Origin of the sequence: Photobacterium andalusiense, assembly GCF_900185625.1 — a bacterium.
Classification (GTDB): Bacteria; Pseudomonadota; Gammaproteobacteria; order Enterobacterales; family Vibrionaceae; genus Photobacterium; species Photobacterium aquimaris.
In genome coordinates this window covers 204,763-230,563 of sequence record NZ_FYAJ01000005.1, presented here as the reverse complement: position 1 = coordinate 230,563, position 25,801 = coordinate 204,763, and the positions used below count along the sequence as shown (strand labels likewise).

The 25,801-nt window shown below is 40.5% G+C and carries 16 protein-coding genes, 1 tRNA gene, 3 rRNA genes and 1 riboswitch; of the genes, 14 read left to right on the top strand and 6 right to left on the bottom strand.

Going from position 1 to position 25,801, the window contains the following annotated elements; all coding sequences use genetic code 11:
- The 5 genes from PAND9192_RS13940 to metA form a co-directional block, all read left to right on the top strand.
- Positions 1-101: ribosomal RNA gene (locus PAND9192_RS13940) — 23S ribosomal RNA — on the top strand; the annotation flags it as partial.
- A gap of 134 nt (positions 102-235) precedes the next feature.
- A 5S ribosomal RNA gene (gene rrf / locus PAND9192_RS13935) occupies positions 236-351 on the top strand.
- Between the two features lie 46 nt (positions 352-397).
- Positions 398-473 (top strand) — tRNA-Thr (locus PAND9192_RS13930).
- 8 nt (positions 474-481) lie between these two features.
- Positions 482-597, top strand: a 5S ribosomal RNA gene (rrf, locus tag PAND9192_RS13925).
- A 203-nt stretch (positions 598-800) separates the two neighbouring features.
- Positions 801-1,742, top strand: coding sequence for a homoserine O-acetyltransferase MetA (metA, locus tag PAND9192_RS13920; RefSeq protein ID WP_087854277.1), 942 nt, complete (start codon positions 801-803; stop codon positions 1,740-1,742).
- A gap of 54 nt (positions 1,743-1,796) precedes the next feature.
- Here metA and PAND9192_RS13915 read toward each other — a convergent pair whose 3' ends face one another.
- Positions 1,797-3,080, bottom strand: coding sequence for a cation:proton antiporter (locus PAND9192_RS13915; RefSeq protein ID WP_087854276.1), 1,284 nt, complete (start codon positions 3,078-3,080; stop codon positions 1,797-1,799).
- A gap of 181 nt (positions 3,081-3,261) precedes the next feature.
- On the opposite strand from PAND9192_RS13915, the gene metH reads away from it, so the two are divergent.
- Positions 3,262-6,930 (top strand): methionine synthase, encoded by a 3,669-nt coding sequence (metH, locus tag PAND9192_RS13910; protein WP_087854275.1) that lies wholly within the window; start codon positions 3,262-3,264, stop codon positions 6,928-6,930.
- A 79-nt stretch (positions 6,931-7,009) separates the two neighbouring features.
- On the opposite strand, the gene lysC is transcribed toward metH, so the two are convergent.
- A complete protein-coding gene (lysC, locus tag PAND9192_RS13905; protein ID WP_370738394.1) occupies positions 7,010-8,377 on the bottom strand; it encodes a lysine-sensitive aspartokinase 3 in 1,368 nt (455 codons plus the stop codon).
- Between the two features lie 113 nt (positions 8,378-8,490).
- A riboswitch (Lysine riboswitch) is annotated at positions 8,491-8,672 on the bottom strand.
- A gap of 206 nt (positions 8,673-8,878) precedes the next feature.
- Here lysC and PAND9192_RS13900 point away from each other — a divergent pair.
- Positions 8,879-9,997, top strand: a complete 1,119-nt coding sequence (locus PAND9192_RS13900) for a pyridoxal-phosphate-dependent aminotransferase family protein (protein ID WP_087854273.1) — start codon at positions 8,879-8,881, stop codon at positions 9,995-9,997.
- A 55-nt stretch (positions 9,998-10,052) separates the two neighbouring features.
- Here the strand turns inward: PAND9192_RS13900 and PAND9192_RS13895 are convergent, their stop codons facing one another.
- The 3 genes from PAND9192_RS13895 to galU all read right to left on the bottom strand — a co-directional run bounded on the left by PAND9192_RS13895 (position 10,053) and on the right by galU (position 15,713).
- The gene (locus PAND9192_RS13895) at positions 10,053-11,798 is read right to left on the bottom strand and encodes a PglL family O-oligosaccharyltransferase (protein ID WP_087854272.1); all 1,746 of its coding nucleotides are present in this window, start codon (positions 11,796-11,798) and stop codon (positions 10,053-10,055) included.
- A 74-nt stretch (positions 11,799-11,872) separates the two neighbouring features.
- Positions 11,873-14,701 carry an excinuclease ABC subunit UvrA gene (uvrA, locus tag PAND9192_RS13890; protein ID WP_087854271.1) on the bottom strand — a complete coding sequence of 943 codons (2,829 nt, stop codon included), beginning with the start codon at positions 14,699-14,701 and terminating at the stop codon, positions 11,873-11,875.
- 145 nt (positions 14,702-14,846) lie between these two features.
- Positions 14,847-15,713: a UTP--glucose-1-phosphate uridylyltransferase GalU gene (gene galU, locus PAND9192_RS13885; protein WP_087854270.1), complete on the bottom strand. Its 867-nt coding sequence runs from the start codon at positions 15,711-15,713 to the stop codon at positions 14,847-14,849.
- A gap of 659 nt (positions 15,714-16,372) precedes the next feature.
- Between galU and PAND9192_RS13880 the strand changes: the two genes are divergently transcribed.
- Together PAND9192_RS13880 and PAND9192_RS13875 are read left to right on the top strand one after the other, a co-directional pair.
- Positions 16,373-16,933, top strand: a complete 561-nt coding sequence (locus PAND9192_RS13880; RefSeq protein WP_087854269.1) for a single-stranded DNA-binding protein — start codon at positions 16,373-16,375, stop codon at positions 16,931-16,933.
- A gap of 171 nt (positions 16,934-17,104) precedes the next feature.
- Positions 17,105-18,574, top strand: a complete 1,470-nt coding sequence (locus PAND9192_RS13875; protein ID WP_159458249.1) for a phosphoethanolamine transferase — start codon at positions 17,105-17,107, stop codon at positions 18,572-18,574.
- A gap of 16 nt (positions 18,575-18,590) precedes the next feature.
- Here the strand turns inward: PAND9192_RS13875 and PAND9192_RS13870 are convergent, their stop codons facing one another.
- Complete coding sequence (locus tag PAND9192_RS13870) at positions 18,591-19,496, bottom strand: LysR family transcriptional regulator (RefSeq protein WP_087854267.1); 906 nt, start codon at positions 19,494-19,496, stop codon at positions 18,591-18,593.
- A 140-nt stretch (positions 19,497-19,636) separates the two neighbouring features.
- Between PAND9192_RS13870 and csrD the strand changes: the two genes are divergently transcribed.
- The 5 genes from csrD (at position 19,637) to mshL (ending at position 25,800) form a co-directional block, all read left to right on the top strand.
- On the top strand, positions 19,637-21,571 hold the full coding sequence (gene csrD / locus PAND9192_RS13865) for an RNase E specificity factor CsrD (protein ID WP_087854266.1): 1,935 nt from the start codon (positions 19,637-19,639) through the stop codon (positions 21,569-21,571).
- A 147-nt stretch (positions 21,572-21,718) separates the two neighbouring features.
- Positions 21,719-23,188 carry an MSHA biogenesis protein MshI gene (locus tag PAND9192_RS13860; RefSeq protein WP_087854265.1) on the top strand — a complete coding sequence of 490 codons (1,470 nt, stop codon included), beginning with the start codon at positions 21,719-21,721 and terminating at the stop codon, positions 23,186-23,188.
- Positions 23,188-23,826, top strand: coding sequence for an MSHA biogenesis protein MshJ (locus PAND9192_RS13855; protein WP_087854264.1), 639 nt, complete (start codon positions 23,188-23,190; stop codon positions 23,824-23,826). Before PAND9192_RS13860 ends, PAND9192_RS13855 begins: the two co-directional genes overlap by 1 nt.
- Complete coding sequence (locus tag PAND9192_RS13850; RefSeq protein WP_234999149.1) at positions 23,819-24,142, top strand: MSHA biogenesis protein MshK; 324 nt, start codon at positions 23,819-23,821, stop codon at positions 24,140-24,142. The genes PAND9192_RS13855 and PAND9192_RS13850 overlap by 8 nt, the downstream gene beginning before the upstream one ends.
- A 14-nt stretch (positions 24,143-24,156) precedes the next feature.
- A complete protein-coding gene (gene mshL, locus PAND9192_RS13845; RefSeq protein WP_087854263.1) occupies positions 24,157-25,800 on the top strand; it encodes a pilus (MSHA type) biogenesis protein MshL in 1,644 nt (547 codons plus the stop codon).
- The last annotated feature ends 1 nt before the right edge of the window (position 25,801 follow it).

Genomic DNA, 25,801 nt, shown 5'->3' with positions numbered 1-25,801 from the left:
CTCTAAAGGGTTGTTGAAGACTACAACGTTGATAGGTCAGGTGTGTAAGTGCTGTGAGGCATTGAGCTAACTGATACTAATTGCCCGTGAGGCTTAACCATACAACACCCAAGGGGTTTTTCTTCTCAAAGAGAAGAGACGGACTCTACAAACGCTTGAATGAGTGTGAGAACAACTAGTTAGATTTTCCCAGATTGCTATTTATTGCCTAAAGGCGATAAATAAACCGAATTTGCTTGGCGACCATAGCGTTATGGACCCACCTGATCCCATGCCGAACTCAGTAGTGAAACGTAATAGCGCCGATGGTAGTGTGGGGTCTCCCCATGTGAGAGTAGGACATCGCCAGGCTTCAAATTTTAGAATTTGCACTTGCAGATTCATAACAGCTTTGTGTGCTGGTATGGCTCAGTTGGTAGAGCGCACCCTTGGTAAGGGTGAGGTCCCCAGTTCGACTCTGGGTACTAGCACCATTTATTTTTTTAGCAACCATAGCACAGCGGTACCACCTGATCCCATGCCGAACTCAGAAGTGAAACGTTGTAGCGCCGATGGTAGTGTGGGGTCTCCCCATGTGAGAGTAGGACATTGCTAAATACCTCTTTAAAACCCAGCTTTTAGCTGGGTTTTTTCATTTCTAGCGTATCAACATTCCTCATTACTCCTCATTTCTTTATTTCAATTACAATATAGTATTGACTGAGACAGGTTTATTTTACTTGCACCATTATTGTTTTTTCTATAGTTTTAACTGGGTATCTAGACGGCTAAAACTATTTTGGGGTAAGGAGAAAACCAAAGTGCCAATTAAAATACCGGATCGGTTACCTGCTACAGATATTTTAAGAAGTGAGAATATCTTCGTAATGACAGAGGCACGTGCTGCCAGTCAGGGAATTCGACCGCTTAAAGTGTTATTACTCAATTTAATGCCAAAGAAAATTGAAACTGAAACGCAATTTCTACGTTTGCTTTCTAATAGCCCATTACAAGTGGACGTTGAGTTATTACGCATTGATAACCGACCAACAAAAAATACTCCTCAAGAACATTTAGATACCTTCTACCGTCAATTTGAAATGGTTAAAGATCGTAATTTTGATGGTTTGATTGTGACGGGAGCGCCACTTGGACTAGTGCAATTTGAAGATGTACTGTATTGGGAAGAAATTCAGTTAATCATGAACTGGGCTAAAGATCATGTGACTTCAACACTGTTTGTCTGCTGGGCTGCACAGGCGGGGTTAAAGTTGTTATATGATTTACCAAAGCGTACTCGTAAAGAAAAGCTTTCAGGGGTTTATCATCATCGTATTCATGATTGCCATCATCCTGTTTTACGAGGCTTTGATGATACCTTCTTTGCACCACACTCACGTTATGCTGACTTCTCTGCTGACTATCTTAGCAAACATACTGACTTGGATATTTTGGCGACATCTGACAAGGCCGGGGTCTATTTAGCGGCGACAAAAGATAAACGTAATGTGTTTGTCACCGGACATCCTGAATATGATGTCGAGACATTGCATAATGAGTTTATGCGTGATAGTGAACAAGGTATGGAGCCAACAATACCTGTTAATTATTATCCTGATGATGATATTAATCGGGATCCCGTTGCTAGTTGGCGTAGTCATGGTCATTTATTATTTAGTAATTGGCTTAATTACTGCGTTTATCAACAGACACCTTATGATTTAGCTCATTTCTCAGAAGCCAGTTTTACTAAAGATGATTAATAAAAAGGCCTGCTTGTAAGCAGGCCTTGTTGTTATTTATAGGTTGATTAGAAATTAATGTTTATTCTGATTTTCCCACAGTTTGGCTTTTTCAATTAATGAAGTAATGGTTGAACCTTGAATTAGAATTGAAAACACCACTACTGAATAAGTCATTACGAGGATTATCTCTCGTACATCAATGTTTTTTTCTGGGATAACCATCACACCTGCTGGTACTGCCATAGCCATCGCGAGTGCGAGGCCACCACGTAAACCACCCCAAGTAAGAATCTTGACTGACATTGGATTATATTGGCGATAGCGGCTAAAACCAAAGTAAGGTAATTTGATGCTCAAGTAACGGCTTAACAATACCAATGGAATTGCTATTGCCATTAGAATCCAATCTTCTTGGTGAAAACTAAATTCTAGCATTGTCATACCAATTAATAAGAACAGTAGGCCGTTAAGGAATTCATCTACAAGTTCCCAGAAGTGGTCTAGGTGCTCTTCACTTTCTTTTGAGAAGCCAATATAGCGGGTCCAGTTACCGATCATGATCCCTGAAACTACCATCGCTAATGGACCTGAAACATGAATAATTTCAGCAAAAGCATAACCTGCGGTTGGAATACCAATCGTTAATAGCAATTCCATTGAGTGATCATTAGTTGAACTAATGAGGTAATGGAAAATTAGGCCAAGAATGAAACCATACACGATACCGCCAATGGCTTCTTGTAAAAATAATTGGCTAACACTCATGACTGTCGGGGTTTGATCACCAAAGGCAATAGTAAATAAAGTCACAAAGATAACTAAACCAAAACCATCATTAAATAATGATTCACCTTCGATTTGAGTCGAGATTCGGCGAGGTGCATTCATTTTTTTAACGATAGCAAGTACAGCAATTGGATCGGTTGGTGAGATCAACGAGCCAAACAGTAAGCAGTAAATAAGATCGAGTTGGATCCCCAGTAACTGACAAATACCCCATAAGCTAAAGCCAATGAAAAAGGTTGAAAATAGGGTAGAGCCTAATGCTAAAGTCGTGATTTCCCATTTTTGCTCTTTGAGGTGTGGTAATTTAATACCTAATCCACCTGCAAAGAGCAAAAATCCTAAAATCCCTTTTAACAAAAAGTCTTCAAAATTGATTTTTCCCATTTGGGTTGAAGCAATATCTTCGAGATGGAACCAACCATTATGGCCTGCAAAAATAATCAGTAGCGATAGGATCAATGAACCAGCCGTAATAGCAATGGTGGTTTGCATCTTACCTATCTTACTGTTAATAAAAGCTATAAGCATTGCTGCTGCAGCTAGGAAGCAGAGGGTGTTGTAAACCGACATGCGAAACCTCTAGATTAAATTATTGATTAGATTTAATTATTTGTGATAGTAAAACCATCAGTTAGTAATGGCTACCGTTAATTAACTTATTTTGCCACGCTATCTGTTTAGACGTCTAGATTCCTATTTGAATTGTGATAGGATGTTATCAGGCTGTAATGGATTATAAGGATATAATGTAGTGTTAAAAAACAAGGATGTACTGCATAAGCGTCTCGAACAACAAATTTTGATCATTGATGGTGGCATGGGCACCATGATTCAAGGTTATAAACTGGATGAGCAAGATTATCGAGGCCAACGTTTTAGTGATTGGCATACAGATCTTAAAGGTAATAACGATCTATTAGTTTTAACTCAGCCGCAATTAATTAAAGATATTCACCTTGAGTATTTAGAGGCCGGTGCAGATATTTTAGAAACCAATACCTTTAATGCCACCACGATTGCGATGGCTGACTATGATATGGAGAGCCTTAGTGCCGAAATTAATTTTTCCGCGGCAAAACTGGCTCGTGAAGCGGCTGATGAATGGACGGCACAAACGCCAGAAAAACCGCGTTTTGTCGCTGGTGTGCTAGGTCCAACTAACCGTACTTGTTCAATCTCTCCTGATGTGAATGATCCTGGGTTTCGTAATGTCACTTTTGATCAATTAGTAACGGCTTATAGTGAATCGACTCATGCCTTAATTAAAGGTGGGGTCGATATTATTTTGATCGAAACCATTTTTGATACTTTGAATGCTAAAGCTTGTGCTTTTGCGGTAACAGGTGTTTTTGAAGAGCTTGGTTATGAATTACCAATCATGATTTCAGGCACTATCACTGATGCATCTGGACGTACTCTTTCAGGACAAACGACCGAAGCTTTTTATAATTCTTTACGTCATGTTAAGCCGATTTCTTTTGGCTTAAATTGTGCGCTTGGTCCTGATGAGTTACGTCAATACGTGGCTGAGTTATCGCGTATATCTGAATATGCCGTCTCTGCTCACCCCAATGCTGGTTTACCTAATGCATTTGGTGAGTATGATCTAGAAGCCGATGAAATGGCTGAACATATAAAGGAATGGGCACAACAAGGCTTTTTAAATTTAGTCGGCGGCTGCTGTGGTACAACGCCAGAACATATTCGACAGATGTATCAAGTGACTAAAAATATTAAGCCAAGGGTTTTGCCTGAGATTAATATTGCGTGTCGATTATCAGGCTTAGAGCCACTCACCATTGAAGCTGAAAGTTTATTTGTTAACGTGGGTGAACGTACTAATGTCACCGGTTCGGCTCGTTTTAAACGCTTAATTAAAGATGAACTTTATGACGAAGCATTAGAGGTTGCTCGTCAGCAAGTTGAAGCTGGTGCGCAAATTATTGATATCAACATGGATGAAGGCATGTTGGATGCGAAAGCGGCGATGGTGCGCTTCCTTAATTTGTGTGCGACTGAGCCTGAGATCGCTAAAGTGCCTATTATGGTTGATTCATCAAAGTGGGAGATCATTGAAGCTGGACTGAAATGTGTTCAGGGCAAATCAATAGTTAACTCTATTTCTCTCAAAGAAGGTAAAGAGAATTTTATAGCTCAAGCTAAGTTGCTGCGTCGTTATGGTGCCGCAGTGATTGTGATGGCATTTGATGAAGAAGGCCAAGCTGATACACGTGAGCGTAAAATTGAAATTTGTACCAATGCTTATCATATTCTAGTCGATGAAGTCGGTTTTCCGCCGGAAGATATTATTTTTGACCCTAATATTTTTGCGGTCGCAACAGGTATTGAAGAACACAATAACTATGCGGTCGATTTTATTGAGGCTGTTGCTGATATCAAACGTACGTTACCTCATGCGATGGTTTCTGGCGGTGTTTCTAACGTTTCGTTTTCATTTCGTGGCAATAATCCAGTTCGTGAAGCTATCCATGCGGTATTTTTATATTACTGTTTTAAAAATGGTATGGATATGGGGATCGTTAATGCCGGTCAATTAGCGATTTATGATGATCTGTCTGATGAATTGCGCGATGCCGTTGAAGATGTAGTGCTTAATCGGCGTGATGATAGTACAGATAGATTGCTTGATATTGCTGCTAACTATCGTGATAGCGGCGCAGTTGAAGAAGATCGGACTCAGCAAGAATGGCGTAGCTGGTCGGTTGAAAAACGTTTAGAACATGCGCTGGTTAAAGGTATTACTGAGTTTATTGTTGAAGACACTGAACTTGCTCGAGCTAATGCGACCAAGCCATTAGAAGTGATTGAAGGCCCATTAATGGCGGGTATGAATGTTGTCGGAGATTTGTTTGGTGAAGGCAAGATGTTTTTACCTCAAGTGGTTAAATCTGCGCGGGTTATGAAACAAGCTGTTGCCTATTTAGAACCGTATATCAATGCTGAAAAACAAGCAGGATATACCAATGGTAAAATTTTATTAGCCACAGTAAAAGGCGATGTTCACGATATTGGAAAGAATATTGTTGGGGTCGTATTGCAGTGTAATAACTATGAGATCATTGATTTAGGTGTAATGGTTTCGTGCGATAAAATTTTGCAGGTCGCGCAAGAACAAAACGTTGATATTATCGGTTTAAGTGGTTTGATCACGCCATCGCTGGATGAAATGGTGCATGTAGCTAAAGAAATGCAGCGACGTGGGTTTGAGATCCCGTTATTAATTGGTGGGGCTACCACCTCAAAAGCGCATACTGCGGTTAAAATTGAACAAAACTATCAACAGCCAGTGGTGTATGTATCGAATGCCTCACGTGCTGTTGGTGTATGTTCGGCATTATTATCAGAACAACAAAAGCCGGCATTTGTTGAGCGCTTAGCAGCTGAATATGATGTGGTGCGTGAACAACATGCGCGTAAAAAACCACGAACTCCGCCGATTACCTTAGATCAAGCACGTGCGAATGCGGTTGCGCTTGATTGGGTTAATTATACACCGCCAGCACCAAAACAAGCGGGTGTACACACCTTTACCGATTTCCCGGTGGCTAAATTGCGTCAGTATATCGATTGGACGCCCTTTTTTATGACATGGTCATTAAGTGGTAAATATCCAACCATTTTACGTCATGAAGTTGTTGGGGTTGAGGCAACCAAGTTATTTGATGATGCTAATAAGATTCTTGATGAGATTGAGCGTACAGGGATGATCAAAGCTAATGGTGTGTGTGGCTTATTTCCAGCGAATAATATTGGTGATGATATTGAAGTTTACACTGATGAAACTCGCACCGAGGTGTTAACGGTATTGCATGGCTTACGTCAACAGACCAAAAAGCCCAAAGGACCTAATTATTGTTTATCCGATTACATTGCCCCTAAAGAAAGTGGTAAAGCCGATTGGATTGGCGCGTTTGCTGTGACTGGCGGGATTGGTGAATATGATATTGCTGATCAGTTTAAGGCCCAAGGTGATGACTATAACGCGATCATGATTCAAGCGGTGGCAGATCGATTAGCAGAAGCCTTTGCTGAATGTATGCACCAAATAGTACGCAAACAGATTTGGGGTTATGCTGCAGATGAAGATCTTAATAATGATGATTTGATCCGCGAGAGGTATCAGGGGATTCGCCCAGCACCAGGCTATGCTGCTTGTCCAGAACATACGGAAAAAGGCGCTATTTGGCAGTTATTGAATGCTGAAGCCAATACGGGAATGGTGTTAACTGAAAGTTATGCGATGTGGCCTGGTGCTGCGGTATCGGGGTGGTATTTCTCGCACCCTGATGCGCGCTATTTTGCTGTTGCGCAGATCCAACATGATCAGTTGGCAAGTTATGCTGATCGTAAAGGTTGGGATCTGATTGAAGCCGAAAAGTGGTTAGGGCCGAACCTGTAACATAATCACTAGGCTAAAATAAGAAAAGGCGCAGAGATTGCGCCTTTTTTGCGTCTTTTATTGTTGGTGCTAATGGTGATTATTCTAATAATTGCTGATGAAGCGTGTTCACCACAGATTTTGCATCGGTTTCATTAACTAAGAAACACAGATTATGCGGGCTAGCGCCATAACAAATGAGACGTAAATTATAAGCATCAAGGGCGCCAAAAATGTGTTTAGCTGAGCCTTTGCTGTCACTCATACGATTGCCAATTAACGCTACTAACGATAACCCTTGTTCAATCTCTACTCGGCATAATTGGTTGAGTTGTTCAACGGCAGCTAACGGTAATGTCGGTGCTCCGCCGCCAGTGTCGGTTTGATCGAGCGTTAATGAAACGCTAACTTCAGAAGTGGTAATTAAATCGACTGAGATTTTATGCTCAGCCAAAATACGAAATACTTCAGCGAGAAAGCCGTAAGCATGAAACATATTAAGACTGGTTAACGTCACCATGGTTTGATTACCACGCAATGCCAAGGCTCTAAATAATGGTGCTTGCTCAACAGTTTTTCGAATCCAAGTTCCCCCTTGCTGAGGGGCTTTTGATGAGCCGACAAAAACAGGAATTTGCTGTCTTATTGCAGGTACCAATGTTGATGGGTGGAGAATTTTAGCGCCAAAGTTGGCCATTTCAGAGGCTTCACTAAAACTGATTTCTTTAATCGGTTTGGCTGCAGCAGTAATGCGTGGATCGGTGGTGTACATTCCCGGTACATCGGTCCAGATTTCTAGAGTTGTTGCATCAATTGCTTCTGCGATTAAGGCGGCACTGTAATCGCTGCCTCCTCGACCAAGGGTGGTGGTATTACCTTGGTCATCACTACCTATAAAACCTTGTGAAATAACAACTTGATTTGCTAACAGTGGTAACAAATGCTGTTGCGCTAATTGGCGAATACATTCAGGCTGTGGAATCGCTTTGCCAAATTGAGCATCGGTACGCATCACATTTCGAATATCAAATCGAACCGCAGTAGCACCCAGTTCGATTAAAATTTGATTAAACAAGTGGGTTGATAATAGCTCGCCATGGCTAACTAATTGATCGGTAAGTTGTGACGATGGTTTAATCGCCGCTTGCGCAGCTGCAGAAGCAATATCATCTAATAACGTATCAATAGCACTGCTAACAGTGTGTGGCTGTTGTAATTGATTAATTATTTGCTGATGAATCGCTGCCAGTTGCTGTAAAAGCTGTTGGCGTAAGACGCTATCACTGATGCCTGTGGCTAATTCAACCAGTAAATTAGTCACGCCAGAGCAAGCACTAATTAACACAATTTTAGTGTTTGGATTGGCGATAACGATATTGGCGCTGCGGCACATTGCAGCGTAATCGGCGACACTGGTGCCACCAAATTTAGCCACAATGAGTGGATCTGTAATTGGTGCTGGAGTAATGCTCATTACGGTGTTCTCCCTTGATCGTAAATGCGGCAAGATAGGTTCTTTACTTCGGAAGAATTCCCGACGTCCATTGTCGAGGAGGTAATAGGCAGTAACGCGAGGTGCGGCTACCCAGAAGCTCCCCATCATAGTCAACCTGACTTAGATGACAGCCTGAAAGATTCAACTTTCATAGCCGATACACTGTGCCCCAAACACCTTGTATCTCGGCGTTACTCCCCCTCTTAATATTGTGTCAGGGTTGGGCCCTACAATATTAATACCTGGGTAACGCACCTCTTCTGTAGTGAATAAACACTGTTGTTATTGAATAGGAAATGCGTCGTAGTTGTCAATTGTTAAATGATAATTTCTCGATGGTTAACAAAAAGTATGCGTGGCTAGCAGGATTTTGGTTGGTTACTTGCAGCTTTAGCGTTGCTCTAATACTCTCTAATAACCACTATCGAGCCATCACCTTATTGATAATAATCATGATTTAATGGAGTTGAATCTATGTCTATCACCAGCTTTATGCCCCCGCAACGAATTCTTATGGGCCCGGGACCTTCCGATATTTATCCGCAAGTTTTACAAGCATTGAGCCGGCCGACAATTGGCCATCTTGATCCGTTATTTATTAAAATGATGGATGAGCTTAAGCAGTTATTACAATATGCCTTTCAAACCAACAATAGCTTTACCATTGCCGTCTCTGCCCCCGGGAGTGCAGGTATGGAAGCATGTTTTGTTAATTTAGTTGAAGCCGGTGATAAGGTATTAGTTTGTCGCAATGGCGTGTTTGGCGATCGTATGCGGGAGAATGTTGAACGCTGCGGCGGTGTCGCGATCATGGTTGATAATGCTTGGGGTGAACCAGTATCACCAGCCTTAGTTGAGCAAGCATTACAGGCTGATCCTGAGATTAAAGTCGTTGCTTTTGTGCATGCCGAAACCTCAACCGGTGCGTTGAGTGATGCCAAAACAATCGCAGAAATTGCTCGTAAACATCAGTGCTTAACCATTGTTGATGCGGTGACATCATTAGGTGGTGTACCTTTGCTGGTGGATGAGTGGCAACTTGATGCGGTTTATTCAGGCAGTCAAAAATGTTTATCATGTGTGCCGGGGTTATCGCCATTAACCTTTTCTGAAAAAGCGATCGCTAAAATACAACAGCGTAAAACAGCCGTTCAAAGTTGGTTTTTGGATCAAAGTTTAGTCTTGGGTTATTGGAGTGGTGAAGGTAAGCGTAGTTATCACCATACCGCGCCGATAAATAGTTTATATGCATTACATGAAGCGCTAGTGCTGTTACACAATGAAGGTTTAGAGCAAGCGTGGCAACGTCATCAACGAGCCCATATTGAGCTAAAGACGGGATTGGAAGCATTAGGTATTCAATTTGTAGTTGAAGAGGCATATCGATTACCACAGCTTAATGCAGTTTATATTCCTGAAGGGGTTGATGATGCAGCGGTCAGATCAACCTTATTGGAGCGTTATAATCTTGAAATTGGTGCAGGGCTAGGTACCTTAGCTGGTAAGGCATGGCGGATTGGATTGATGGGATATACTGCTCGCAGTGAGAATGTTGCTCTATGCCTTAAAGCACTTGAAAGCACCTTGAAATAACGTTGATGATGAGCCATCAATGGCAATCTTGGCTGCCATTGATGGTTTGCTGTGATTATTTCGCTGATGAGACCGTGGCTATTGCTGCGCTAGGTAGCGTGATCCCCGGAAATAATTGTTGTGCCTCAGTCGCCACTTGCTCGGCTTGCGCTGTTTGACCTTGATTGTAATATGCCAGAACAAGGTTTTGATATAACGCCGGCCGTGGCCATGTTTGGGCTTTTTGGTTTGCCCACCGCACATAATCTGCAACCAGCTGGGGTTTATCTGTCGCGATCCCTAGTTGTAATTGAGTGAGGTGTAAATCCCATTCAAACCGATGCTGCCATGCCCATGGATTATTCACTTTGACCAAATAGTTGATATCAACCGGACGGGTAGTTTCAAATTTTGTCAGTAGCCAACCCGAATATAAGGTGGTGATCATAAAGCTAGTTATCATGATTGGTAATGCGATTGCGCTCACTTTCAGTGCTAGTATGTATTGGGTTTGATAGCGATGGTATTTGGTAGTGAGGTTATCAACCCAAAAGATTAGAATAATAAAAATGATCCAATGGGCGAGTGAATGATAAAACGGATATTCTAATTGCGTGTGTAATACGATGGGGAAAAATAATCCAACTAACGCTAATTGGGTACCATTAGGCGCTTTTTTAATGCTAATAAGCACAGCAAGAGCTGCCACAATGAGCCCTAGTAACGGTACGATACCGCCTTCTGCTGCCCAATAAAGTAATTCATTATGAGGGTGATCTAAACTCGCAACACCTGCTGAATGATGGTGTGGATCCTGCTGATGCCATAATGCGGTTTGAGTAATATATGTAGCCTCAAACTTACCATAGCCATAACCTGTTAACGGTTTAGTGGTAAACATTTCATAAGCTTGTGGCATCATGATCGAACGCTGGCTTTCTAATGTGACTCGTGCTTGTTGCGAAAAAGAGCTGTCTGTTGTGCTACTTATTTGCCATGCCAATGCGAGCGATAATAGCAGCACTAAGCCCCACATTCGTTGTTGGTATCTCGCGGCAAAACGATGCAAATAAGGCAACATCAATAATGACCCAATAATCGCACCTAACCAGCCAGTACGTGAATTAAGTACCACTAACAGTGGAATCGTCAATATAGGTACCGCTAATAAAATTAGATGTTGCCAAGCCCATTTACCACGATAACGTGGTAAACGTGCCAATAAATAGGCGGCGATAACCAATCCTGTGGCCAAGAAACTTGCCATCACATTGGGTTGTTGAAAAATACCATAAGGTCGATTAGCAATGATGTCATAACCAAAGCTATTATTGGCACCAAGCCATAAAAATTGGTACCAGCCAAATACCGCTTCAATTAATACTGCGATGGTAATAAACCACAGTAAGCGTTGACGTTGGCTATGGGTAAAAACAAATTGCTGAAGGCTGATAAAAAATAAAAATCCACTCCAGAGTGCGAGTAAACGGTTTAATACAGCAAAGCCATCGGCATTCGTGTAAAACACCGGTAATGACAGTAATACACAGCAACTAAATAAAATCAGCGTCATACGAGAATAGCGCCAGACTTTTTGGCGGCAGATCTCTAATAAACCACAGCTAATGGCAAAGCTAAATGGAATCCATACTGCAGCATTAAACGACAACTCAAGCCCAGAACCACCAGGATTATGCTGAAAGTAATGCATCGCAATAATAAACAATAAGCCAATACTGGCTAAGAAAAAACGTACTAAAGGTAATGGCTTAGAAATCCGTTTCTGTTCTAATTTCGTACCTTGAAGCTGTAACACTGTCATGGCGAGTCCTGAGTGAAAAAGCAAACAGGCTGACCTAAGTCAACCTGCTTATAGGGCCTAATTACGTTTTACAATTAGCGACTAAGTAATGGCTTAAGAAACCTTGCTGTATGAGAACCAGTCACTAGTGCCACTTGTTCTGGAGTACCTGTTGCGATAATTTCACCGCCACCATTACCACCTTCGGGTCCAAGATCGATGACCCAATCCGCTGTTTTGACCACATCTAGATTATGTTCGATAACCACAATGGTATTGCCGCGATCACGTAGCTGATGTAATACGGTAAGTAATTGTTGAATATCGTGAAAATGCAAGCCAGTGGTGGGCTCATCTAAAATATATAATGTTTTTCCGGTATCGCGCTTAGATAACTCTTTAGCCAGTTTAACCCGTTGTGCTTCACCACCGGATAAGGTTGTCGCTGCTTGGCCAAGACGAATATACGATAAGCCGACATCAATTAATGTCTTTAATTTTCGTGCAATTGCTGGAACGGGTTCAAAAAATTGATGAGCATCTTCAACCGTCAGTTGTAATACTTCATCAATACTCTTGCCTTTGTAACGCACTTCCAGTGTTTCACGGTTATAGCGTTTGCCTTTACAAGCATCACAAGGTACATAGACATCAGGTAAAAAGTGCATTTCTACTTTGATAACGCCATCACCTTGGCAGGCTTCACAGCGACCGCCACGGACATTGAAGCTAAATCGACCTGCTTTATAACCGCGCGAACGAGACTCTTGAGTACCTGCAAATAATTCACGAATAGGAGTGAAAATACCAGTATAGGTAGCAGGGTTAGAGCGTGGTGTGCGTCCAATTGGGCTTTGATCAATATCGATCACTTTGTCAAAATGTTCTAAATTCTGAATGTCTTGATAAGGTGCAGGCGTGCCAGTAGTTGCACCATTGAGTCGCTGGTGGGCAATCTTAAAGAAGGTGTCATTGATCAAGGTCGACTTACCTGATCCAGAAACTCCGGTGACGCAAGTCAGTAATCCGACGGGGATCTCGAGGTTAACATCTTTAAGGTTATTACCACTAGCACCAATAAGCTTGACGGTTTTTGTAGCGTCAAATGGCACTCGTTGCTCAGGAATGGCAATTGATTTTTTACCGCTAAGATACTGGCCTGTTAGTGATTTTTTTGATTTTAAAATATCTTTAACAGTACCTTCGGCAATAATTTCGCCACCATGAACACCTGCACCAGGACCGATATCAATCACATAATCAGCAGCGCGAATAGCATCTTCATCATGTTCTACCACGATCACTGTATTACCAAGATCACGTAAGTGGATCAGGGTTTTAAGTAGACGTTCATTATCTCGCTGATGAAGACCAATTGATGGCTCATCAAGCACATACATCACCCCCATTAAACCGGCACCAATTTGGCTTGCTAAACGGATCCGCTGTGCTTCACCACCAGAAAGGGTATCAGCGCTGCGTGATAGGCTGAGATAATTAAGCCCAACATTGATCAAGAAACTTAAACGTTCATTAATTTCTTTTAAAATTTTGGCGGCAATTTGCGCTCGTTGACCGGTTAATGCCAATTGATCAAAGAAAGTGAAGGCGTCGTTAATACTCATTTCACAGATGTGGGGCAGGTTAGTTTCACCAATAAATACATGCCGTGCTTCTTGGCGTAAGCGTGAACCATGGCAGCTAGCACAAGGTTTGGTCGAGACAAATTTAGCCAGTTCTTCACGGACAGAATTAGATTCTGTTTCGTGATAACGGCGCTCCATATTATTTAAAATACCTTCAAAAGGGTGACGACGAACGGTAATGTCACCGCGATCATTAATGTACTTAAATTCAATATCCGTAGTGCCTGAGCCTGAAAGGATTAAGGTTTTTATTTTTTTCGGCAGGGTATCGAATGGGGCTTCAACATCAAATTTAAAATGTTCAGCTAATGATTTTAGCATTTGGAAATAGTAAAAATTACGCTTATCCCAGCCGCGAATAGCGCCACCGGCTAAACTCAATTCTCCATTTTGTACCACTCGCTCAGGATCAAAATACTGTTGAACGCCTAGACCGTCACAGGTGCCACATGCGCCTGCTGGGTTATTGAACGAGAACAATCGAGGTTCAAGCTCTTGCATGCTATAGCCACAATGTGGGCAAGCAAAGTTAGCTGAAAAAACTTGTTCAGTTGCGTCACCGGCAGTCATTGGTGCAATGATAACCGTACCACCAGAAAGCTCAAGTGCGGTTTCAAATGATTCAGCTAAGCGTAACTGTAGATCATCACGGACTTTAAACCGATCGACCACCACTTCAATGGTGTGTTTTTTATGAAGTTCTAATGTTGGTGGATCAGAAAGATCACACACTTCACCATCGATACGCGCACGAATATAACCTTGAGCAGCAAGGTTAGCGAGGGTTTTTACATGCTCGCCTTTACGATCTTTGACGATCGGTGCTAGCAGCATAAGCTTACTACCTTCATCCATAGCCAACACTTGATCAACCATTTGACTGACGGTTTGGGCAGCAAGAGGAGCATCATGAATTGGACAGCGAGGTTCACCTACACGTGCATAGAGCAAGCGTAAATAGTCATAAATTTCAGTAATGGTGCCAACGGTTGAGCGCGGGTTATGCGACGTTGATTTTTGCTCAATAGAAATTGCAGGTGATAAGCCTTCAATGTGATCAACATCGGGCTTTTCCATTAATGATAGAAATTGGCGAGCATAAGCCGATAGTGATTCGACATAGCGGCGTTGACCTTCAGCATATAAAGTATCAAATGCTAACGATGATTTTCCCGAACCAGATAAGCCCGTGATAACAACGAGCTTGTCGCGAGGAATGGAAATATTGATGTTTTTAAGATTATGAGTGCGCGCACCCTGTACTTCGATGTAATCCATACCAATCACTATTCTTTTGCTAGATTGTAAGTGACTAGTATTTCATAGCCGCTTTTAATGAGCAAAAGATACTGAATAAAAACACAGTAGCACGAATAAAAAAAATCCCGCTCTAAAAAGCGGGATTGTTTATATATTGATTTACTTACTTCTTGCTAGTTTGGCGGTTAGCTAGCTTTGAAGATTGCTCTTTCTTATAAACGTTTTCGTAGCAGTAATTTGTCGCTTCAATGTAACCATCAACGCTACCACAGTCAAAACGCTTACCTTTAAATTTAAATGCAAGTACACAACCAGATTGTGCTTGTTTTAGTAGGGCGTCAGTAATTTGGATTTCGCCGCCTTTACCTGGTTCTGTTTCTTCAATGATATCAAAAATATCAGGTGTTAGAATGTAACGACCGATAATTGCAAGGTTGCTTGGCGCTGTACCTGGTTCTGGTTTTTCTACCATGTTATCAACACGGAATAGATCATCACGAATCATTTGGCCTGCAATTACACCGTATTTATGGGTATCTTCTTCTGGCACTTCTTCAACAGCAACGATAGAACAACGGAATTGCTTGTAAAGTGCAGCCATTTGAGCCAATACGCCTTGCTCTTCGTTTACACAAAGGTCATCGGCAAGTACTACAGCGAAAGGTTCGTTACCTACTAGCTCACGACCCATAAGGATTGCATGACCTAAACCTTTCATTTCACCTTGACGAATGTAAGTGAAGTGAGCTGAATCAATTACGCGACGGATATCAAATAATAGTTCTTCTTTATTGGTACCGCTGATTTGGTGCTCTAACTCGTAATTTTTATCGAAGTGATCCATTAGGGTGTTTTTACCACGACCAGTAACGATACACATACCGTTCATGCCTGCTTCAATCGCTTCCTCAACACCATACTCAATCAAAGGCTTGTTTACGATTGGCATCATCTCTTTTGGCATTGACTTCGTTGCTGGAAGAAATCGTGTACCGTAGCCCGCTGCTGGAAATAAACATTTCTTGATCATAGTGTTTCCTAGATTTTATGTAATTAATTATGAGCGTAGATTGAAATCTTACCGCAAATTTCGTTAGTGAGAATTAACAAAACAATAGTTATTATTGTTTTGTTAATTCTTAAACACATTGTAATGTTAGAGATTTTAAACAATAAATCAACTTAATATCATCGTTGTTCTCGCAAAATATAACAATAAATCAAATATGTATAATCTTTAATTATTAACCCTAATGACAATTCTTATATTCATGCTTAAAGTATGGTTTATATTATAACAGCCATACTGTTTACTTTATATTAGGTGTTATTTATTTTTAATATAGTTACTATTATCTTCAATTTTTTTCATCAATAAATCTTCGATTAAATTAAACGTTCAACATTGATAATATAGTTATACTCTACGTAGTATATATATTAAAAGCATTGAAGTGTCATAAAAATGACAGTTTTGATGTTGGTGCTATTGTAATAGCGGTCTAATATAAATTGAGGTTATATCGTTATGGTTATTTAGTTGGATTTTGTATGGATAATTGCGTGCTATAACCTACTTTGGCGCTATGCCTTGACCTTGCTGCCATGATAAACTGCGTGATTGAGTATAAACTTTGACTAAGCGGCTATTAACACCCAATACCGTCGCTATCAGCTTTGGAGTGAACTATGGCCAGTCGTGGCGTAAATAAAGTTATTTTAATCGGTAACTTAGGAAATGATCCTGAAATTCGTTACATGCCTAGCGGTGGTGCAGTAGCTAACATTACTATTGCAACCTCTGAGTCTTGGCGTGATAAATCTACCGGTGAGCAACGTGAAAAAACAGAGTGGCACCGTGTAGCATTGTTTGGCAAATTAGCAGAAGTTGCTGGTGAATATTTACGTAAAGGTTCACAAGTGTACATCGAAGGCCAATTACAAACACGTAAATGGCAAAACCAACAAGGCCAAGATCAATACACGACTGAAGTCGTTGTTCAAGGCTTTAATGGTGTTATGCAGATGTTAGGTGGTCGTAATGGTGGCGCACCTATGGGTGGTCAACAACAACAGCAGAACCAAGGTAATTGGGGTCAGCCTCAACAACCTGCTGCTGCGCCACAGCAAAATTATGCACCACAACAACAGCAGCAACATCAGCCAGCACCGCAGCAGTCTGCTCCACAGCAACCGCAGCAGCAATATAATGAGCCACCAATGGATTTTGACGACGATATTCCATTCTAGGACTTATAATATTCCATTCTAGGACTTATATAAGTTAAAAGTATAAAAATAATTACTTTTAAATATAGAGATTAATACTAACCCAGCACTAGTGCTGGGTTTTTTGTGTCAAAAATAGGAGACCTAAGCTAAACTATTAATATTATCAGCATGGTTTATCTTGTTATATTTATGAAACGTTTAGATATCGTTATTACTTTTTTATTATCGTTATTACTTACTATTGGTGTTGGCTATAATGGTAATCAAATACTTGTAGTAACTAGTTGTTTATTTTTAGCATTAATTTTATTGTCATCTAAACGTTGGCTTAAATGGGGGCTTATATTTCCAATTGGTTTGATTGCGACATTATACTTTCAATCGGGCTATATTTATGGTCATCCTAATATAGGCATTATTGCATCATTACTTGAAACCAATAAACGTGAAAGTATTGAGTTTTTATTAGCAATACCTGCAACAGTATGGCTACTTAATGCTATTTTACTTGTTGCATTTAGTTACTATTTAGTACGGATTAAGTTTGTTTTTCAGTGGCATAAATCTGCTATTTTATTAGGTATTGGTTGTTTTTATTTTTCATCTTTAAGTGTATTTATTAATCATATTTATATTAGTAGTGTGCATTATATTGCTCAAATGAAGGCAATTCAAAAAAGTATTCACCAGCGTGCTGATTGGACGATATTAAGCGCGAAACCAAAGTATAAAAATTATGTATTAATTGTTGGTGAGAGTATGCGTAAAGATTATATGTCTGCTTACGGTTACCCAATTAATACCACGCCATTTTTAGCCCAAACTCCCGCAATCTTGGTCAATGGTTATTTGTCGGCAGCCTCTCATACTGCAGTGTCATTACCACGAACACTTGCGATCAGTCATGGACTAGATTTACATCCAGTTAATAATATTATTACTCTGGCTAATGCTGCCAAGATGAAAACAATATGGTTATCAAATCAAGGTTTTATTGGAAAATATGATACCGCTGTATCAGCAATTGCAGTGCATGCAACCGAAAAACAATTTTTGAAAAAAGGTAATTTTCTCACTAATAATACTAGCGATTATGCCTTATTACCGTTATTTAAGCAGGCACTAGCACAGCCTTATAAGGGCTCAAAATTAATTGTGGTGCATATTATGGGATCGCATGAGAATTTTTGCGATCGAATTAAAAAAGATATTTATGGATTTAAAGATAAAGATTTATCTTGTTATTTATCTACTTATAATCAAACAGATAGCATTATTAAAACCATAGTTAATGATTTAAAAGCCACTCAAGAAAGTTATTCATTATTTTATTTTTCTGATCATGGTTTGAATAATGTCAGCACAGTCAAAGGGCAGACTCAATTAGTACATGGCGATTTATATAAGCAAAATTATGAAGTGCCATTGATTGAAATAGCCAGTGATATTAAGCAGCATATTAAAGTGAACAAAAAAATTAGTGCGTTTGATTTTATGTCTATTTTCTCGCATTGGATTGGTGTTAAAACGGCACAATTACCAGCATTTAGTATTTATCAAGCACCTCAAGAGAAGAGTATTCAAGTATTAAGCGGTAATCAAATGGTGCCCTTTAGTCGTTTGAAAAATGATCCTGATGAAATTATTAAGCGCCATTAACTGTCATGATCTGAGATTAATCTTGAGCGCAAAATGCTGGCAGGGTTTGTGATGATTTTTGTTTAATAAAATCAATAAATAACTTCGTTTTCACATGGTGATAATTTAATTTTGGATAATAAGCATAAATGGCATCTGTAGGTTGCTTTAAGGTTGGCAATACCGGTACTAGCAAGCCATTATCCAATTCACGCTTGATAGTTTGGCTGCTGGTTAAAATGAGCCCCATGCCGGCAACAGCGCCAGCAACTAGCACTTCTGGATTAGTGGTAATAAAATTGCCTTGTAATCGTAAGCGTTGATTATTTTCAAAGATATGATCTTGTTGGTGATTTTGTTCACCAAATAACAGGTAATTATGTTGGCATAATTGTTCTGGAGTGGTGATTGGTAAGTTATTCTCAAGGTAAGCTGGTGCGGCGTAGAACCCATTTTGGTAGCTCAGTAGCTTAGTCGCAATATAACTACAAGAATTAAATTCGGTGATCTCTCGGCTGATAAATACATCAAGGTTAAGATCAGGAAGCTGGCCTGCCGTGACAGTATGAAGCTCAATTTTTATTTTTGGGTAACATTGACTGAATTCAGTTAAGTAATTGACTAATAAACGGCTACCGGTAGCAAGAGGTGCTCCAAGACGTAATATGCCGCCAACTTCACCATAGGTTGCCGTTGTTTCTGCGAGCATTTGTTGCCAATCATTAACTAGTAAGGCGCTGCGTTGGTAAAATAGTTGACCAGCATCAGTTACGGTTAAGTGGCGAGTGGTACGTTTCAAAAGTTGGACCCCAAGCTGTTTTTCTAACCAAGATAAACGTTTTGATAATGCCGAACTTGATGTATTGAGCTTATTTGCAGCTTGCGCTAATGAGCCATGCTCTACTACTGTAATAAAACTATTGGCACAGGTGATCCAATCCATAAACGTATTATTCCCTTGTTACAATATTATTAATCGATTAACAGGTCTAATGTAGCGTATGCTTAGCGACGAGAAAATGATTAAGATCGTTTTGATCTCTTACATATTGATATTAATGGCATATGTGAAATAAGGATGCTATGAGAAAAGCCTCAAGGATGAAGTTAACAAATCGCTTAGTTGCCTTTGTTACCATGATCGTGATTTGCGCGATTTTAGTTATTTTTATCGGTGGTGCATTGAGTTTTCGTAAGCTCGGTCAAAACGCATTAGTGCACTATCTTGACGGTGTGGTGAGTGTCATCGATCAAGAGATCTTTGAGCCACAAGGACCGCAGGCGTTGTCTCGTTGGCTGCCAACATTGCTTAAAGCTAGTAATGTGGTGACATTAACGGTTACTGATAATAATAATCAGATTTTTGATTTTAAAAGTGATCAAGTCGTTCCTGATCCTAATGTCCTTTATCGCCACCAATATAAACTGCCTTCACATGCTAATTATCAAGTCATAATTACAGCTATTCCGCTTTATAGTGAATTTACGTATTCACTTGGAGCTATGTCTTCGATTTCTTTAGCGATGTTAATTGTTATTCTAGGCTTGATGCGAGGAGTACATTGGCTTCGAACTCAACTCTATGGATCGGAATTATTAGAAGAGCGTGGGCGAATGATTTTGGCCGGTAGGGTTGAACAATACGCACAAGGCAATGATTATGAATGGCCAGCAACAGCAAGTTTGGCGCTTGATCAATTAATTGGTGAACTGAAAGATGCTCGCCAAGAGCGGAGTCGATTTGATACTTTTATTCGCACCCATACATTTTTAGATCAATTAACCGGTACTGCTAATCGAGTGTTGTTTGATAGTCGCTTGCAATCGATGGTACAAGATCAAGATAATCATGGGGCAGTGATCTTATTACGCTTAAGTGACTGGGATGAACTGTGTGCTCAACAAGGAAGAACCGTTGCCGAAGAGTTATTACAAGACATCAGTGTGATCCTATCTAATTTTATTCAGCGTTTTCCTGATACGGTATTAGCCCGTTATTTTGATGCTGAATTTGCGATTCTTATTCCCCAACAACCAGCCAAAGAAATTAAACTCTTTACCAATCAATTATTGAATGCGGTTGAGCGGTTATCACCTCCAGCACCGATGGAAAAAGATAACTGGTGCCATATTGGCGTCACCTATTTTCATAGTGGTGATCGCCGTGGTCGAATCATGGATGAGGTTGATACTGCTTTACGTAGTTCGCAATTACAAGGCGCAAATAACTGGAATAGCTTCACTAAAGATCACCAATGGGATAAGTCGCGTGGCAATGTTCGCTGGCGTACTTTGATTGATAAAACGCTGCTTCAAGGTGGGCCATTATTATATCAGCAGCCAATCATTATGGCGGCCAATGACCACGTGATGAGCTATGCCTTACTTGCGCGCATAAAAGATGATAATGGCGATATTATTAAAGCGTCGAATTTTATGACAGCGGTAGAACAAGTCGGTTATTCAGTGCGTTTTGATCGTGCAGTGATCAGTCAAACCTTACAGTTACTTAAGCAACAATCCGGCACTAATAGTTACGCAGTTAATGTGACTACCGTTAGTTTACGTGACAAAAAATTTGTTAAATGGCTACGGGATGAGTTATTGCAATTACCGCGTCCAGTATTGAATCGATTATTGCTTGAAGTATCAGAAAATATGTTGGTAAAACATCTAGATGCGATACGACCAGTGTTAAGAATGTTAACTGGCCTTGGCTGTAAGCTGGTGGTTTCAAAAGCGGGTCGTACGATTGTTAGTACTTATTATATTAAAGATATTAAGGTCGATTATATTAAATTACATCGAGGCTTAGTACGTGATATTCATCAACGCCAAGAAAATCAATTATTTGTTAGAAGTATGCTTGGTGCATGTGCCAACAGTGATGCTCAAGTTATTGCGGTTGGGGTTGAATCTAATAAGGAATGGCGAGTGTTACAACAACTAGGTGTCGTCGCTGCACAAGGCCGATTATTTGCTGCTGAACAACCAATATTGCGTGAGCCTAATGCCTAAAAGTGATGATGTTGACCATGTTAATATGATAAGTATCATTTAAAGTGATATAGATCCGACATTTGATACATTAATGTTGTGAAGTAAATACTCTTTACCTAAAGTGCAGAGCTGTTATTCGGCTCTAACTTTTGGGTTGTTTTTATCATGATTCAACGCTTATTTTCTTCGTTTCTTGCCCATAAAAATCCCTCTTTAAATGGCGCAATTACTCTATATTCCGATGCGGTTGTTGTAGTTGTTGGTAGCGAAGCTGATGTTATTGTTGATTCAGTGCCAATTACCTCGACCACTGAATGGTCAACTGTGATTGAAATGTTGATTGCCAAGCATCAATTAGCTGGTAGTCAAGTTGCGGTTATTTTAGGCCAAGGTTTATACCAGAGCTTATTGATAGATAAACCTGAATTGGGCGCTGATGAACTGGCACTTGCGTTACCTTATCTGGTGAAAGATTTGGTTAATGAAGCGCCTGAAGATATCGTTGCGGATGGCTTTAGTTGTTTGCAAAATGATCGATTACAAGTGTTTGTTAGTACTCGCCAACAAGTCGCTAAGATTATTGCAGCTTGTAAATCTGCAGGGTGTGATGTCGGCTGTGTGACGGTTGAAAGTGTGGTTTGGAGTGAGTTTACCGCAGACAATCGCAGTCAACTAATCGTGCATCGTTACGGTAATGGTAACCTTCAACTAACTGCGTTTAGCCAACATAAATTATTTTTTCAACGCCAATTACGAGGCTTTGATGTATCGCTGGTGGCGATGCCAAATACCGATGCTCAATCCTTACAGCTTGATAGTTTGGCGTTAGAGCTACAGCGTTCGTTGGACTTTGTTAGTGCACAGTTGCGTGATGATTCTATTAGTCAGCTATTAATCAGTTGTGATAATGATGATAACCACCAATTAGCGCAGGCATTAAATGATCGTTTAAATGTCACTGTTAAAGCCCTCGTTTCACCTCAACCATCTTTAACCTCAACCGCGGCACGTGTTACGTGGGCAGGCTTTAAGCAAGGCTTTGACTCTGCAATTAATCTTTATTCTCAACACCTGCAACCTAAGCGTCAATGGTTAACACTTAATAATATGTTGCTAAGTTGGCTAGCTTTGACGGTACTCATCGCGACAGTCAGTGGTTGTTATAGCTTTAAATCGCGTCAATTATCGCCTGAAATTGTGTCCAATAATGGACAGTTAACTGCGGCACAAACTGAATTAGCACTAATTCAAAAGCAATTGTTACTGCATATTGTAAGCCCGATAAAGCAGCAACGTGTCAGTGTATTAGAGCAAGAAATTAGTGCTAAGCAAGCAACATTGAAAGCTGTTGCCAATCATGATGCTAGTTTATTGGTTGGCTATGGTGAAGTGTTAACCCAACTTGCCGCAGCTGCGTCAACCGATATCGCGATTGAGCGTATTTCAATTTCAGCTGCTGGTATGAATGTCAATGGTAGCGCGCGTATACCTGATGCTGTGCCACGATGGTTAAGCACATTTAATCGTTATTCAACTTTGGCTGAGCGCCGATTCCAGTTATTGACTATTGATCGTGATGATAGCAATCAGGTTCGATTTAGTTTGCAAGCTCAACGTCTACAAGGGATAAATTAATGAAGTTGACGTGGAGTGAATATCAACAAAAATTCAGTAATTTATCATCACGTGAGCAATGGCTGATTGCGATATCAGGTTGGGTAGCAATTGGTTTTATTGGTGTATTTATGGTGCTCGAGCCGCAATGGTTGCAGTTAAAAAGCCAAACCAATAGTGTCCAGACGACAGCTAATAATGTGATCGCCACCCGTAATAAAATTACCCAATTACAGCGTCAATTAACTCAGAATCCTAATCAAAAAATAGAAGCTCAAATCGCGCAATTGGATCAGCAAAATAGGGTGTTGATAGCAGAACTACAACATAAAGTTGGGCGTTTAGTTTCTCCTGCTCAAATGACCACTGTGCTTGAGCAAGTATTGGGTCACAGTCAAGCGTTGCAGTTACAAACCATGGTGTCATTACCTGCAGCCCAGTTAATGGATGGTGATGATCAGGGATATTATATTCATCCATTACGAATGACATTTAAAGGTAAGTACTTTGATGTCGTTGGCTATTTAACTCAACTTGAAGCGTTACCTGTGCAGTATTATTGGCGTAATTTAAACTATCAAGTGACTCAGTATCCATGGGCTAACATTGAGCTTGAACTGTATACATTAGGCGAAAGTAAGGACTTTATTGGTGGTTAAATATATCGTTACCGGTGTTGGGCTTAGTGGCTTATTGTTTGCGGCAAATATATACGCTCAGCAAGATCCTACTGCGCCATTAGGGTGGCAAAAAAAATCATCATCAGTCGCCGTTTCTGCTCCCTCATTACCACAATTACAGAGTGTTATTTGTGATGCCCAAGCTTGTCGTGCCACGTTAAGTGGTAAAAGTGTCACCGTTGGCAGTGTTATTAGAGGCTACAGAGTCAGTCGTATCAGTGATAGCTCAGTAATATTAACCCGCAATAAAAAGCAGTGGCAATTGTCATTGTTTAGCGCAAACATTAAGCAGTGAAGGGCCATAAAAAAATGCAACGTATCATACTTGGTGTAGTTATTGCTTCATTAGTTGGGTGTTCAACTCAAATGGGACATCAGTCGCCAGTTGCGATTAAACAAGCACTTAATCAAGCTGCTAATGATGCGGTTAGTCAACCAGCGTTTGAGTTGCCCGCTGCGGTTAACAGTGATCTGATGCCAATATTAGATAGCCATGACTTACAATCACATCAAGCGCTTGAAAAACGTTTTCGTGTTAATGCCCGTAACGTTGATGCCAATGCATTTTTTTCAAGTTTAGTCCAAGGCACGCCGTTTAATATTGTGATTCATCCAGGTGTTAGCGGTCTGATCAGCTTGCAATTAACAGATGTCACTCTTGATGAAGTATTGGATGTTGTCGATGATGTTTATGGCTATAGCATTACGCGTAAAGGCAATATTATTCAGGTGTTTCCCGCAACATTGCGTACCGATATTATTACTGTCGATTATTTGCAGTTGCAACGTCAAGGGGTATCGTTAACCTCGATTACTACTGGCTCTATCGCAAATAGTAGCACTGAAAACTCAAATTCAGACGATAGTGGTGATACTGCGACAGAAGGCGTGAGTACCACTACGGGTGGCACAACTATCAAGACCAGTTCTGAGAGTGATTTTTGGCAACAATTAGAAAAAGTCGTTCGTGGCATGATTGGACATGGTGATGGTCGAAATGTGATGGTATCACCGCAAGCGGGTCTGATTTCGGTGCGTGCATTTCCAAATGAATTACGTGAAGTAAAACAATTTTTGGGAATTTCACAGCAGCGGTTAGTACGTCAGGTGATATTAGAAGCCAAAATCATGGAAGTGACGCTTAATGATAGTTATCAGCAGGGTATTAATTGGCAAAATATCACCCGTAGTATTGGTGGCACCGATATTGTGGTGGGAACAACGCCAATTGTTGATGCTAGTGCTATTACTGCACTGCCTGGGGGCAACGCGATTTCAAATCTATTAGGCGGTCAAACCAATATCACCATTAGTGATGGTAATTTTACCTCTGTGCTGAGTTTCCTTGAAACTCAAGGTGATCTTAATGTGTTATCAAGTCCACGGGTAACGGCAGCTAATAACCAAAAAGCGGTGATCAAAGTCGGTGGTGATGAATATTTTGTGACCAATGTTTCTAGCAGTAATGTCTCTGGTGATAACAGTACTGCTGCGCCTGATATTGAATTAACGCCTTTTTTCTCTGGTATTTCACTGGATGTGACACCGCAAATCGACGATCAAGGTGGGGTGTTATTACATGTTCACCCTGCGGTAGTTGATATTAAAAATGAAATCAAAGCGGTTGATTTAGGTGAAAAGTTTGGTGTTTATCAATTGCCATTAGCTAAAAGTACTATTCGTGAATCTGATTCTATTATTCACGCTCGTAGTGGTGATGTGGTGGTCATTGGTGGTTTGATGAAAACTGCGATGACAGATCAAGTATCAAAAGTACCCTTGCTTGGTGATATTCCTGTGGTGGGTAACTTGTTTCGTAATATTAATAAAGTGAAGCAAAAAACCGAATTGGTGATTTTATTAAAACCAACCGTGATCAGTGATCAAACCTGGCAACAACAGATCGAACGTTCACGAACATTGGTTAATGAATGGTTTCCGGAACCCAAATAAC